A 14,957-nucleotide genomic window follows, 5' to 3' on the forward strand; every position below is an offset into this window, starting at 1 on the left:
GGTGGCGAAGGGAACGACACCCTGAATGGAGGCGCCGGAAACGACACACTTCGTGGCGATAACGGAAACGACACGCTTTTGGGCGGTGCCGGAAATGACCGTTTGGAGGGCGAGGCGGGGAATGACCGAATCGACGGCGGCGCCGGCAACGATACGCTGATCGGTAGCACCGGAAACGATGTGTACGTCTTCGGCCGTGGGGCAGGTCAGGACACGATCACGAGCTATGACACGGGGGCAGGGCGTCTCGACGTCGTCGAGTTCGATGCGGATGTCCTGGTGACCGACGTCACGTACCGTCGCACCGGTAACAACCTGATCGTAGCGATCGCGGGTACGACGGATACGCTGACGATCAGCAACTATTTCGATGGTGACGCCGCGGGCGCATACCGCATCGACCAGTTCCGCTTCGCGGACGGCACGGTTCAGGACGTCACGGCGATCAAGGAGATCGTGCAGATCCCAACCGAAGCGGCAAACACCATTCTAGGCTACGGCTCGGCAGACATTTTGCACGGCTTGGGTGGTAACGACGCAATTTACGGTTACGGCGGCAATGACGTTCTTAGTGGCGATGAGGGCAATGACCACTTAGAGGGAGGAGAGGGGAATGACACCCTAGATGGTGGCATTGGGGATGACGTTCTCAAGGCTGAGAACGGGAATGACGTGATCTATGGCGGCGCCGGCAACGACTCAATCGATGGCGGAAACGGAAATGACCGGATGATCGGCGGCCAGGGTAACGATCAACTGAATGGCGGTGCAGGAAGCGATACGTATGTATTTGGCTTGGGTTCTGGTCAAGACACGATAACGAACAACGATTCAGTTGTTGGTTCGGTTGACCGACTTGAATTTGAATCTGACATTCGTCCAGATCAACTTTGGTTCCGAAGAGTGGGGTCAGCTCTAGAGGTTTCCATTATCGGAACCAACGACAAAGTTACCGTTGCCAATTGGTACACAAGCGACGCATACAAGTTGGATGAACTGGTGACCGCAGACGGGCATGCATTGCTTACGAATGAGGTCCAGAACCTGGTTAGTGCGATGGCTTCTTTCAGTCCGCCGGCCCCTGGTCAGACGACGTTACCCCAGAACTACCAGGATTCCCTATCAAGCGTGATTGCCTCGAACTGGTAGCTACAACGGGGATCATTGGGCGGGTCGTGGAAAATCTCGAACGCCGAGGTCTAGTTTGGCGTGGAGCGCATGGTTTGCGATACGTGAACTTGAGATGGGAAGGCGAGTTTGTCCGCGGGTTACGGCTGTGCTGATCCTGTAGGTGCCATGGAAGGCGCCTGAGCCGAACTAACAGGGCCATCGTGGGCTCTTCAAGCGACCAGCGTCTCAGTCGAGAACGCAATTTGTGGCTGAAACTCTTTGAGGGGCAATGGCCGAGCATGTGAACAACCCCGGTATAGGGGTGCCGGAACAGGCAACTACTGATACCGGGCTTTCGTGCCTCGCTATGCTGGCGAGGCTACACGCGCTCGCCATCGATCCGAATCAGGTTCGTCACGAATTTTCCGTAGGCGGAAGCCCCTTTGGGACCGCCGAAATTCTGTTGGCAGCTAAGAAGGTTGGGCTTGTCGCCAAATCTACGTTGCCGGCCTGGGGAAGGCTGGGGACAATCGCGTTACCCGCCATCGCCAAGTCCAAAGACGGCGATTTTTTTGTTGTCGCTCGGATAGATGTACCCGCCGGCAAAATTTTAGTCCATGCCCCCGATGCCGGCCGGCCCGAGGTGATCACTGCGCAGCAGTTTAGGGATCGGTGGTCGGGAGAGGTCATTCTCTGCACCTCTCGGGCCGCAATGATCGGTGACTTGGCCAAGTTTGACTTCACTTGGTTTATCCCGGCAATCATCAAGTACAGACGACTGCTAGGAGAGGTTGTTCTAGTTTCTTTCGTACTTCAGATTTTCGCGCTGATAACGCCACTTTTCTTTCAGGTTGTTATGGACAAAGTTCTTGTCCATCGCGGATTTAGCACTTTGGACGTCATCGCGGTTGGTCTTTTGGTAGTCACGATTTTTGAAGTCACCTTATCTACCCTGCGCAGCTACGTGTTTGCGCATACGAGTAGCCGAATTGATGTTGAACTGGGCGCACGTCTTTTCAGACATCTACTTAATCTTCCACTGGCGTATTTCCAGGCGCGCCGAGTTGGCGACTCTGTTGCTCGGATACGCGAGCTTGAGAACATTCGGTCCTTTTTGACCGGAAATGCGATCACTCTTGTACTTGATCTGATGTTCTCAGTTGTCTTCATCGCAGTCATGCTGCACTACAGTGGATGGCTGACGTTGATCGTGGCTCTATCAATTCCGTGCTATCTGGTGCTGTCGCTGATTTTCACGCCACTTCTTCGAGTAAGGCTCAATGAGAAGTTTGGCAGAGGTGCTGAGAACCAGGCCTTTCTAGTCGAGACCATAAGCGGAATCGACACAGTCAAATCGATGGCCGTCGAGCCGCAATGGACCCGGAAATGGGACAACCACCTGGCAGCCTATGTAGTTTCTGGATTCCGATCGGCCACGATCGGAACTCTGGCTAATAGTGGAGTCACGTTGATCGGCAAGCTCGTCACCGTATCAACGATGTGGCTTGGAGCGCGACTTGTTATCGACGGGCAACTAACAGTCGGCCAGCTGATCGCCTTCAATATGCTGGCCACACATGTGTCTACGCCGATCATGAGGATGGCTCAGATGTGGACGGATTTTCAGCAGACGGGAATTTCTGTACAACGTCTCGGCGACATTCTGAACGCTAGGACGGAGATATCTGGTTCAAGAAGCTCACTGCCACCGATAAAGGGGCATATCCAGCTTGATGACGTCGTCTTTCGCTATCGCCCTGACGGACAAGAAGTTCTTCGAAGCATAAATCTGGCAATTCAACCCGGCGAGGTCATCGGAATCGTCGGCCGCTCAGGTTCGGGTAAGAGCACCCTGACGAAGCTAATTCTGCGTCTGTTCTCGCCAGAGAAGGGGAGAGTGCTTATCGATGGAATTGATCTCGCCTTGATCGACGCTTCCTCGCTGCGTCGACAGGTCGGCGTAGTTCTCCAGGAAAACACGCTGTTCAATGCGACTATCCGGGAGAACATTGCTCTCGCGGACCCCGGGGCGCCTATCGAAGCCATTATTCAAGCCGCGCGACTCGCAGGTGCGCACGAGTTCATCACGGAGCTACCGGAAGCGTACGACAGCTTCGTTGGGGAGCATGGTGTAGGCCTTTCAGGAGGTCAGCGCCAGCGTGTAGCTATCGCTCGTGCTCTCATGAGTAATCCCAAGATTCTGATATTTGATGAGGCAACAAGCGCGCTCGACTACGAGTCTGAGCAGATTATTCAGCGCAATATGAAGGCGATCTGCAAAGGTCGAACAGTGCTCATCATTGCGCATCGGCTGTCTGCTGTCCGGGATTCGCACCGTATTCTAGTCATGGATCGCGGGGAGTTCGTCGAGCAGGGTAATCATGCTGAGCTCCTGAACCGAGAGAGCGGACATTACGCCCGACTCTATCGGATTCAGCAGGGGCACTGAGATGGATATCGGCACCCGTGTTCAAGGATTCATGAATCTGTATCAGAAATACCGGACGGTATTCTCGCATGCATGGAATTGCCGGCATGAGATGACCGGCAATGTCTACAAGATAGAGGAAGCAAATTTCCTCCCGGCAGCTCTCGCGCTGCAGGAGTCTCCCGTTTCGCCCGTTCCGCGGGTAGTTGCGGCGCTTCTCTGCGTATTCGCCGCGATCACCATTCTTTGGGCATCTATCGGCCAGATCGACATCGTTGCTTCGGCTCAGGGAAAGATTATCCCAGGGGACCGAACGAAGACAATTCAGTCACTCGACGCCGCGCTGGTCAAAGCCATCTATGTAAGAGAGGGGCAATCGGTCAAGGCGGGCCAGCTACTGATTGAGCTGGACAGCACGATGCCGACCGCAGACCGCACGCGAACTGCTGGTGACCTACTCCAAGCGCGACTGCAGTCTTTACGAGCAGTCGCGCTTCTGGAGTCGATGCAAACAGGAAATCCGGCTCGTATTTCGGCGGCCACGGATGTGGATCCGATCCGATTGTCCGACGCTCAGAGGTGGGTCGACAGCCAACACGCTGAGTTCGTCGCCAAGAGCGCCCGCATCAGGGCAGACATTGAGCGCCGTAAGGCGGAATTGCGGTCTATGGAAGAGCTCGTGCGCGCACTGGAAAGGATTACCCCTCTAGAACAGCAGCGTGCAAGGGATTTCAAGGAGCTCGTCGAACTAGACTTAGTGTCAAAGCACGCATACCTGGAGCGTGAGCAAGCCCGATTGGATAAAGAGGGAAGTCTTGCCAACTACCAGGGCAAGCTCTCTGAAATTCACGCCGGTATTTTAGAGGGGAAGAGCGCATTAGAGGCACTCCGAGCAGAGGCGTACCGAGGTGCGCTCGATAGCTACAACGATGCTGAGCAAAGAATTGCTGAGCTGTCCCAAGAAATGATCAAGGCCGAGGCGCGAAGCGGACAGATGCGACTGGTATCACCGGTCGATGGCGCTGTTCAGGAACTGGTTGTCCATACGGTTGGGGGTGTTGTGACCCCCGCGCAGCCATTGATGCTTGTGGTTCCAGAAGACCAGCAAGTTGAGGTGGAGGCGTTCCTCGAGAACAAAGATGTGGGCTTCGTTCAGCCTGGAGATGAAGCAGAAGTAAAAGTTGAAACATTCCAGTACACCAAATACGGAACTATCCCGGCCAGGGTAACTCATGTGTCGCACGACGCCATCATCGACGAACAAAAAGGCCTCATTTACTCGATACGGGTGAAACTGAACCGCGGAGAGATGGAGGTTGGGGAGAGGACGGTCAAGGTCGCGCCAGGAATGGCAACAACTGTCGAGATAAAGACGGGTAAACGGCGTGTGATCGAGTACTTTCTTGGCCCTCTGCTTCAATACCAGAGCGAGAGCCTCAAGGAGCGGTAATGGCGAGTCGTGAGCAACGAACCGGTTCGCGGCGCCCGAAGATAGCCCTCGCACTGACTGCGTTCTTCGTTCAGTGCAGCCAGGCGTTCGCGTTGGACCTGCTAGGAAGTTATCAGCTCGCGATGGACAACGATCCCATCTTCACAGCAGCCAGGTATACATTGTCAGCTGCTTTGGAGAAGAGACCACAAGCCCTTGCCGCGATGCTTCCATCGATTTCGGCGAGTGGCACGTACGGGCAAGGCGACAACAGCGTCAAATTTGGTAAGGCACCGAGCTCCGAAAGAGACATCGAGAGTTACGGCTGGAACATTGAGTTAACACAACCTCTTTTTCGGTTGCAAAGCTGGGCGGCCTACGATCAAGCTTCATACCAAGGGGTGCAGGCGTTTGCGGAGTTTGATCAAGCGCATCAGGAGCTAATTCTGCGCGTGGCGCAGGCCTACTTCGATGTTCTCCTAGCGGACGACTCGATCCGACTGGCAAAGGCGCAGGTCTCGGCGGTTGCCCTGCAGGCAGCTCAGGCGCGGAAAGGCTACGAAGTAGGCATTGCCCCGATCACGGATGTGTATGAGGTTACGTCGCAGCTGGGCATCGCGCGCGCAGACCTAATCGCTGCGGAGAATGAAAGATCTATCAAGCGGGCACAGCTTGAACGACTCATTGGTCCATTGGCGGAGGAGCTCGCTGAGCTGAGAAGTGACATCGAGCTTCCGATTCCCGAGCCGAGCTCCCCAGTCGATTGGATCGAAAGCGCCCGGCATAACTATCCACCCGTGGTGGCGCGCGAGGCCGCACTGAACGCATCGATTGCCGAACTGCATCGCAATAAGGCAGCACACATGCCCGTCTTGGATGTCACAGCTTCGTACGGAGAGAACTACACGTCTGGCAATGCAACGATTCTCGCGGACACTGAGTCACTGAATCAGTCGGCTCAGGTTGGTTTGCGTCTAACAGTTCCGCTATATGCCGGCGGGCTTGCTGCATCGAGGGTACGCGAGGCGAGAGAAAACTTGGGCCGCGCCCAATCCGAACTCGAAGCGGTTAGGCGTGAGGCCGAAGCTATGGCTCGGCAGGCCTACGCTGGTGTTCAGAATGGAGCAAATCAAGTGGTGGCGCTGAGCTCCGCGGTATCAGCGGGAGAGCTTTCTGTTAAGGCAAACACAGCCAGCTATCGAGTTGGCGTCCGCGACAATGTTGAAGTTCTCTCTGCCACTCAAAAACTCTTCCTTGCGCAGCGTGAGGCCGCAAAAGCTCGATATGAGTCGTTAATGCAAGGACTGAAACTACATGCAGCGGTGGGAATTCTAAACGATAGGGTGATTATGAAAACCAACCAATTGCTTTACTCGGGCATGAGTCAAAGCTCGTCGATTCTCTCCGGCGTCCGCGGTCAAGAGGCTGACATGACAAAGGACGATAGAGGACATAACTACCAGCCGATTGCACCCAGTAGGCGCGGAGTGGAAGTGCATCTCAAGATGGAACGAGGGATATCATCAAAACACTAATCGAGCCCAGGTGTGCTGTCCGCTAGTTGAGCATAGAGTGTCGCGCCGATATGTTGAGCAAGACTTCGCCGGTCATCGATTATTTGAAGCTATGAAAATCTCGAACAGGGGCCCTTTGCGAGCTCTCTTGTTGCTATCGATACTGAGCGTGCTGCTTCCGGTGGCGACGATAGCTCAACCTGGCATTGAGGTGCGCAGATTTGTATCCATGCAGGTTGACGAGTCGGGGTTGATTGACCAGAAGACGTACTCGAACAAGGCATGCGGACCCGCAGCGATGCTGAATGCCTTGAAGTTCGGTAGTGCTACGTATCAGAAGGCGTTTTCGAAACTACCAGGAAGGTCCGATGGTGAGAAGCTGAGGCACGTGATAGACGAGATCGGATCTCGCGCGTCGGTAGAGAGAAAAAAACGTCCCCGATTCAATCCAGAAAGCGGCGTCTCCGCAACCAATCTTCTGCAGATGTACCTGGACGTACTAGGAAGCGGAATTGACTCGAAAGTGATTGCGGGGCGCAGCTTGGATCGGCAGCGAGGGGAATCTGACGGGGATTTGCTGCGGCGCATACACAACGTTTTGGTTACATCAATCTCTGCTGGAATTGCGCCGGTGGTCCACCTGTGGCCCATTATCCCCAATCTCGACACCAAGAAGTGGGATGGCTCTGCCAGTCACTTTGTCGTTGTCACCTCAGTCCCAGAATCGATTGATAGGAATGAATCTGGATTCGCCATCCGGTATATCGATCCTATGGGCGCACGTGTGCGTGGCGGCTATCTCCATATTGAGTCAGCTCGGAGAATCCCTGGAATTACGGGCACCCAGGGCAACTACTCATGGACGTCAGGATCTCCGTTCTTGCTTGCTGAGGTTCCTTCTCTGCACAGCATTGTTCGGCAGATTCCCTGGAGCAGTAGAACTGCGATCCAAGTTCACTACGCCATCGGCGTATTTGGCCCAAAGGGATAAGTCCTGGCGTCCGATACGACACCGATGGAAGGGGCATTAGTGCTGCTGAGTCTGAGATGGAACCCATTCGGCGAGGGGGATAAGTTCTACAGCCAGCCGGGGCAAATGGCTTATGAACCAGAGCAACCTCAAGTTTTTCTAGCTCAGTCCGAAGTCTTTGGATGTACCCTCGGCATCGGCTTCCCACAATTCCAGCGCTTGCTCCAGCCGCTTTGGGCGTGTGGCCGATAGCGATACATAAGAGGCTGGTACACCCGTACCGATATCGCGGTACGGGTGTACTCAAATAGCCTATCGAAAGGCGGTTCCCGGCAATAAGAGCAGGCCGATCAGGAGAACCAGGGCCGCGGATGATGTCGCTTTTACAGCGAGAACAATCCATCGACCGATGCTAGCGTTAACCGGTGCAGACGTTTGCACTTTGATGCTGAGCAGCAATACGGCCAGAAGCACCGCAGAGCCAGCCACAACAGTATCGCCGCTTAGAGTCACCCAGGGACGGTCTGATGCGCCGAAATTCTGTACATGAAGGTAGCTCGCCCAAATTCTCTCGAGCACCCAGTACAAACAGTAGAGTGCTACAGAGAGAGCTACAGAAAGAGCTGCAAAAGCAGAAAACAGAAAGTTGCCGCGCGCCATTGCATTATCTGATTTCACTTCGACCCCGTCACAGTTATCCATCCGAAACGCCTCAGCTGTTCAGTCGGGTACAGGTGCTTTTTTACTGGGTTTATCCACTTTGAAGGCAGCTCAACACTGTCCGTAGAAGTGATATCTATAAGACCCTTGACCGGGTCCCATTCAGTCCAGTCTATAGCGGTGATGCAGCCACGGCTTCCTCCCGGCCGATGTAGTCTGAATTTGTCTCTGCCGGTCCTGTCGTGGCGATCGTCGCCGTATACCGCATCGACTGGCTCGAGTCGATAGAACCCGTCGCGCCCATCCTGGCTGAGAATGTCGTACACCCCGTTGGGAACAGGATCTCCTTGCGAGCCCCCCGAGAAGTATCTGGAAGTAACCGAGGCGCCCGTATCCATGTCCATCAAGTTGAGTATGCCCGTGCGTTGATCATAGGTGCCCTCGACCCATAGGCCCAAAGGATCGACACCGGAGATCGGATTTCCATCTGCGTATGCATAGGTGTTGATCCCAGCTGCTAGACCCACTGGATCACTCTCCAGGTATCGGCCTGTTTCTGCACTGAAGCTCCGATGCCAGTTTTGCATGAGCCCAGATTCGATGTCGAAATACTGCCCAGAATGGCGGAGGTGGTACGAAAACAGCGTACCTGTGGAGAGGGGATCCTCATTGGGCGCGTTATCGCCGAACGTAACCGTTTCCCAAAGCCAGACGGCATCTCCATTCTGGTCGTCGATCTGGCGCGGCGTGTTCAGGTGGTCACTGTGAATGTAGAAGACGCCGCTTGGCTTCAGTACTGCAAAAGGAACGTTCTCGATCCAGACGGTCTCCTGAATCAAGTTGCCCGACGAATCGTATTCGCCTGCAAGGCGTCCATTTTCGTCGTACGTAAAGTAAACAGCCGACCCGGCCACTGACTTTCTCGCACGCTGCCGAAAGCCGTTATAGGTGTAACTGCCACTGTTGGCGGTGCTCAGCCGGCCCGCCGAATCGTAGGAGTAACTGTTGTTACCGTCAGACAGGACACTTCCGTTTGCATCGAATGAATAGACCGCTGCTGCGCTGGAAGACGTTACAGAAAGCAATCGGTTACTGGCTATGTCTGTGGTGATGGTCTGTGTTCCGCTGCCGCCCACCACTTGAGTCCTGTTTCCACTTGCGTCGTATGAGTACACGATGCTGTTGACGGCGTCGTCATACCTGACAAGTCGATTTATTGCATCGTATTCATAGTCGGTAATTCCCGTCGACAACGACAGCCCGCCCTGATTGATCGAAACTACGCGATCTGAGGTGTCATAGACGTTTGAACCTAGGCTATGACCGACCATGCGTCCACTGAGATCGTATGTGCGAAGTACCACCTCTCCGTTGGCGAAGTTCCATGCATTCAAGGGACCGAATGCTTCGCGAACTAGATTGTTAGCCAGCGGATTGCCGTTGATAGTCACGGTCAATATCTTGTTCGTCGACCATGTCGTCCCGACGATATTTCCTGACGGAAGTGTGCGTGTAAGCAACCTACCGTGAACGTCATACGTGAAAGAAGTGTTAATGACGCTGGATCCGACAACCATGGTCTTGGATTCAACTAGCCCTTCAGCGTTGTAAACCCAACTTGTCGTCCCCGACGTGTCGTTCATGGTCGTCAAACGGCCTTTCCCGTAAAGACCCTGGTCATACGTGAACGTGATCGAAGGAATGCCGGAATGATTAATTTCGCGGAGGCGATTCAACGCATCGTAGCTGTACGTTGTGGTCTGGGCTTTGGCATCCACGCGGGACGTGAGGTTGCCGGCACTGTCGTATGTGGACGTGGTAGTTCCGGAGTCCGGACTTTCTAGCTTTAAGAGATCGCCGAAGGCGTTGACGGTGTATCTAGTGACCAGACCTCTGGGATCGGTCACGCCGGCGGGCCTGTCCAGCGGATCGTACTGGTACGACGTAACCCCAAGTTCCGCATCGGTTACCGATTTGACCCGGTTCAACGCGTCATAGTCTAGAGTCGTCGAGAAAGTTCCCGCAGTGGTTTCTGCGATTGGGTTTCCCTGAGAGTCGTAGTCAAGCTCGATCAGCTGCCCGTTACCCCCATTAGTTTCGATGAGCTGATTCGCCGTGTTGAAAACTGCCGAGCTCTCTTTGACGATACTCCCCACGGAGTTATGGTGACGTTCCTCGATCCGATTTCCTAAGGTGTCGAGCTCGTACTCAACTCTGTTGCCAAGCTCGTCTTCAATACCGACTAGTCGATGGGCCGAGTCGTACTCATACTCGAAGTACGCTCCCGTCGGTCCTGTGACCTTCGAGATCAGGCCCGCATCATCATAGTCAAAGCTGGTAAGGTTTCCGGCGACGCTTCTTGAGCTGAGGCGCCCACGCTCATTCCAGGTGAACTCCGACACCAATCCTGAGGGGTTTGTGACCGAGAGCGGCCTGCCGCTGGCATCGTAGTCCGTGACCGTTGTAACGTGCCCCATCGCATTCTCGATCGTGTGGATTTGTCCACACTTGCCACCTGAGGTGCACTGATAGTAGGCATAGAGGGTGACGTCGGATACATCGGTTCTCGGACCATCAACCGCGGCCACCATGCCCGTGCTCGAATCGTAAGAATAGGTTTCGGTACGCACTTCGTTGCTTAAGAGATCTTCTACTGTGGTGGATACGCGCCGGCCTGTTGCGGAGTCGTAACCGTGCGTCGTTCTACGACCCGGCTCGGCGATTACCGTTGGGACTTTGTGGGCAGGGTGCCATGCGGTTGTTATCGTGCGTTCTTCAGGTGTGCCGAACGCCTCGGTTCTGGAGGTCTCCAGGTTTCGCATTGCATCGTATGAGAAGTTGGTCGTGTTTTGATTGAAGTCGGTCCTGCTCGTGACATTGCCATTCGTGTCGTACGTGATCGACTCAGCAACGCCACACTGATTACAGGCTGGCCCAGACATAGAACTTAATGCCTTATGCCCACCGACTGTCTGGAAGAAGTAGGTCCTCGTGGCATTCAGCGCATCCGTGACAGTTGTGCTTCCGTTTGAGTTGTAAACGAAGGACGTGTGGTCAGCGCCGCCAGCATGGGAACTCGACGTGACGCGGCCTGCCGAGTCGTAGCTCCATGTGGCGAATCTGCTTTGATTCTCGTCGATGATTCCGGTTAAAGAGGATGGAAATGCAGTGTTTTCGTACAGGTACGTACGCTCGGTGCTGTCAGGGTATGTAACCTTGGATAGCATCCCCGCAGAGTCATATGAGTAAGACGTGACCTGGTTCAGGGGATCCTGTAGCGACAAGAGCCGACCTTGAGAGTCATAACCAAGGGTCAGCGTGTGCCCGAAAGCTGAAGCGATAGCTTGCAGCCTATTATTGCTATCGTAAGTTAATGTGGTTGCTGGGCGTCCGCGACCTGCGACTGCCATAAGCAAGCCATCGGCATCGTAAGTTTCGACATTTCCATTGAGATCACTGCGAGTGAAGCCGCCGCTCGTCATCGTGAGCGTGGACGAGATTCCGGGGCTGGCAACAAGGTTTCCACCGCTCAGCGCGAAGTACTCGCGTCGACCGCTATCGTCGATAGCGTAGTACCCAACTACCGCTGGGCTATCCCAGCTTGCAGGTGCAGAAGCGGTGCTCAGTACAGAGATTGTGCGTGCGGGAGCCCCCCCAACTGAGAGGGTACATACTCCGGAGGAGTAAGCCGCTGTCGCCTGCTCGAGGCCGCGAACACCGTTGCGGATTTGTAGCCAACCCTTGGTGCAGGCGTTTGCAGCGTCGTAGAACGCCGAGGTGCGGGTACTCTGGGATGCAGACGACGGAGAACTGGAGAAGCGCGGTACAACTGCCCGGCTGAAGCTGTGACGCCACGACTTTCCTAGATTCGACGAAGCTGCATCATGGCTATTGTGGGTGCGAGAAAATACTGGGCCATCCGGCATCGTCGCGACAGAATAGTCCGACTCAATCTGTACTTTGTTTCCATTAGAGATGCTTACGGGGTTTCCCGCTTGCGGCGAGTCACAACTGGACCCCAGATCCTCATCTGGAGCCGGTGCTTCGAGGTAGAAGAAATTGGTCGAGCAGGCATGCGCAACGTAGATGTACCCGGCCGTTGACTGCGAGATCGTTCCTCCGTTGTCCTTCACCAGCGTCTCTATGTACCGCCGGTGCGTGTTGGTGCTATTCGCCCAAATTGGGCCGCTGTTCTGAACAGCTGAGTGCTGATTGTTCTTGTAACCAGCGGTGCTCGGCAGGCGAAAGGTAAAGGCGTCCTTGTAGCATGCGCCAACCTCGGCAGTCGTCATTTTTATGTCATCGACCGCACAGGAGGTAAATACCAATCCTCTGCCGCCAGCGGAGTAGGCCTGGCTTGAGACACGATAGGAGTGATGTTGGCCGACAGGGCAGTTGTGCGCGGCGACTGTCCCATGAGCCAGGGCCGCAACAAGAGCGAGAGAGCTGCAGGTACGAATATTCATTCAGGGCCTACGAAGGTTTCTGAGCAGCTTGTGGGTCGGTAGTCGCGTATTTCGCATCTTCGCTAGTTTGTAACCGGGGATATCAATTCCGCCTTATTTCTCCAGGCTAAGGCTTCGCACTGATAACCAACAGAAACATCAAATATCTTCGACGTTTCTGCGCCATAACCTTGCAATTTTCTGATGTAGATATCCATCCAAGCGATCGCACCGGATAGTAGCGTCGTGAGCAAAGTCCAGACGCCAGTATCTGGGGGTTTGTCCGGCGTTGTATGTCTGAAATTTCTTACAAGTAGATAAATTTCCGGATGGCACCGTGATTAGGCGGGGAGTGATGAGAAAAATCTCCTGTCCGTACGGACAGGTAGTCACACAGCAGACATTCGGCGAATGTCGAGTGCATGACGATGGGCAGATCTACTCTGTCGTGTCGTCGCTGTTTTGGCTGTTCACTTCAGAAGTTCAAAATTTGTATCGGGGGAATAATGAAACACAAAGTCGCGTGGCCATCTAGAGTTTCTGTCGCTGCTTTGATTGTGATTGCATTCGCGTTCGATGCGAGCGCACAGTCAAACACCTCTTCGTCAAGGCTGCTTACTGAGAAGAGCCCAACTCGGCTTGATGGTGATCTGGGGGCAATTCCAGAGGGCTTATTCGACGCTCCGCGTCGTGATGGTAAACGTCAGTTCGAGTTATCCACGGAAGCGACCGCGCTGCTCGGTGGCAATGGCACCGAAAGATGGACTGTCCGAAAGTGGTCTGAGGATGATCGTGGCATGCGGCACTACCGCATGCGGCAGGTGATCGATGGCATGGACGTCGTCGGCGGTGAGATTATTGTGCATGCAGACGGATCTACTGGAAAAATCGATAGCATCGATCTTCAGTTTTTGTCCGCGCATAAGCTCCCGACGGCACCCCTTCAGAAGCCGGATGTTGCGCTGTCAGAGGTGCTCAAGGCGGACTTTCCCCCAGGTGTAATCATCGAAAGCGCACCTGAGCTGAGATACCTTCGCGCCGCGTCGGGACAGGGCTACCTCGTATGGAAAGCACAAGTTCGGTACCGAGAGATCGACGGCATGGAGTCGATTGACGACTTGTACATCGACACGCAGTCCGGGGCTTTAGTAGAGAGACACCCTCAGGTCCATAGCGCGCTATACCGCCGGGTCTATACGTCCAACAACACAGAAACGCTGCCCAACAATCAACTGATTGCAGAAGGCGGAAGCAGCACTGACCCCAGCGCTCAGTCCACTTACATTCATATGGGTAGAGTTCACGCTTACTACCTAAACACGCACGCGCGAGATTCCTGGGATGGATCTGGCGGCGACATGAGAGCGTGGGTTCATTTCGGCGTGAACTTCAAAAATGCGTACTGGACCAGTAACGGAAACCGAACCTACTTCGGCGATGGAGATACTACGAACTATGGACCATTCCATACGCTGGATATGGTCGGTCACGAGTTCACCCATGGCGTCATTCAGGATGAAGCTGGCTTGGGAGTCCACAATGAGCCAGGCGCTGTGAACGAGGGCATGGCAGATATTCTTGGGTCGATGGCGGAACGATACCAAGACGGCTTGGACGCGAATACATGGAAGTTCGGTAACAAAATCACCCGAACAGCAGGCACGCCAAACGGGAAGGGCCTTCGCTCTCTCAGCGCTCCGAGAACTATCGGGAGCAGCTACTCGGACTACTACCCAGAGCGCTATGTCCTTCCGAGTGGAACCTCTCCTGGGTCGGCGAACGATTACGGCGGCGTTCATTGGAATGCCGGAATTCCGGGGCTGGCGTTCTATTTGATGTCGCAAGGCGGCACTCACCCGCGTGGAAAGACTGCCATTTCCGTGCCGGCGGTCGGTTACGCGGTAGCAGAGCAGGTTTTCTATATAACCATGAGAGATCATTTGCTCTCGAATGATGGCTTTATTCAAACCGCAAACAAGATCGGTGCGTATACCAAAGCAACCTACGGCGGTTTGTCGGCTGAGCTGAAGTCAGCGTGTGCTGCGTGGCAGGCAGTCGGCGTGTCTCATAACAGACTTAATTGTCCGGACCTCAATGCCACCCTTTTGCCGCCGGCCACGGTAAGCGTTCCATCGCCTAGCAGCATCTGCTACGGAATGAATGACATTTCGTGGAGCAGTGTGAGTGGAGCAACCAGTTACAAGGTGTTGAAGTCTGATCTTCCCAACGATTTCACTGTGGCGACGTCGGTTGCAACGCCAACTGGGACGTTTGTGATGCATAACATGGGAAACAACAACAACTTCGCTTATGTGAGGGTCGCAGCCTGCAATGCGAATGGCTGCAGCGCACTTTCCAGCGCTGTTGACACTGTACATGGCACAACAGTTTGCAACTAGGC

Annotated in this window: 8 protein-coding genes; 6 read left to right on the plus strand and 2 right to left on the minus strand. The window is 54.5% G+C overall.

The window, feature by feature from the left end; all coding sequences use genetic code 11:
* The 5 genes from AC3WUF_RS20675 to AC3WUF_RS20695 all read left to right on the plus strand — a co-directional run.
* On the plus strand, positions 1–1,149 hold a 1,149-nt coding region (locus AC3WUF_RS20675), incomplete at its 5' end, for a calcium-binding protein (RefSeq protein ID WP_492429238.1).
* 262 nt (positions 1,150–1,411) lie between these two features.
* Positions 1,412–3,559: a type I secretion system permease/ATPase gene (locus AC3WUF_RS20680; RefSeq protein ID WP_492429286.1), complete on the plus strand. Its 2,148-nt coding sequence runs from the start codon at positions 1,412–1,414 to the stop codon at positions 3,557–3,559.
* Between the two features lies 1 nt (position 3,560).
* Positions 3,561–4,988: an HlyD family type I secretion periplasmic adaptor subunit gene (locus tag AC3WUF_RS20685; RefSeq protein WP_492429240.1), complete on the plus strand. Its 1,428-nt coding sequence runs from the start codon at positions 3,561–3,563 to the stop codon at positions 4,986–4,988.
* A complete protein-coding gene (locus tag AC3WUF_RS20690; protein WP_492429242.1) occupies positions 4,988–6,502 on the plus strand; it encodes a TolC family outer membrane protein in 1,515 nt (504 codons plus the stop codon). The genes AC3WUF_RS20685 and AC3WUF_RS20690 overlap by 1 nt, the downstream gene beginning before the upstream one ends.
* Before the next feature lie 37 nt (positions 6,503–6,539).
* A complete protein-coding gene (locus AC3WUF_RS20695; protein ID WP_492429244.1) occupies positions 6,540–7,472 on the plus strand; it encodes a hypothetical protein in 933 nt (310 codons plus the stop codon).
* Positions 7,473–7,763: 291 nt separating this feature from the next.
* On the opposite strand, the gene AC3WUF_RS20700 is transcribed toward AC3WUF_RS20695, so the two are convergent.
* Both AC3WUF_RS20700 and AC3WUF_RS20705 read right to left on the minus strand, forming a co-directional pair.
* Entirely contained in the window at positions 7,764–8,153 is a 390-nt protein-coding gene (locus tag AC3WUF_RS20700) for a hypothetical protein (RefSeq protein WP_492429246.1), read from the minus strand.
* Positions 8,126–12,403, minus strand: a complete 4,278-nt coding sequence (locus AC3WUF_RS20705) for an RHS repeat-associated core domain-containing protein (protein ID WP_492429248.1) — start codon at positions 12,401–12,403, stop codon at positions 8,126–8,128. The genes AC3WUF_RS20700 and AC3WUF_RS20705 overlap by 28 nt, the downstream gene beginning before the upstream one ends.
* Positions 12,404–13,062: 659 nt before the next feature.
* Between AC3WUF_RS20705 and AC3WUF_RS20710 the strand changes: the two genes are divergently transcribed.
* Positions 13,063–14,955 (plus strand): M4 family metallopeptidase, encoded by a 1,893-nt coding sequence (locus tag AC3WUF_RS20710; RefSeq protein ID WP_492429250.1) that lies wholly within the window; start codon positions 13,063–13,065, stop codon positions 14,953–14,955.
* Positions 14,956–14,957: the final 2 nt, after the last annotated feature.

It is taken from the genome of Fontimonas sp. FW305-C-3 (genome assembly GCF_058783185.1).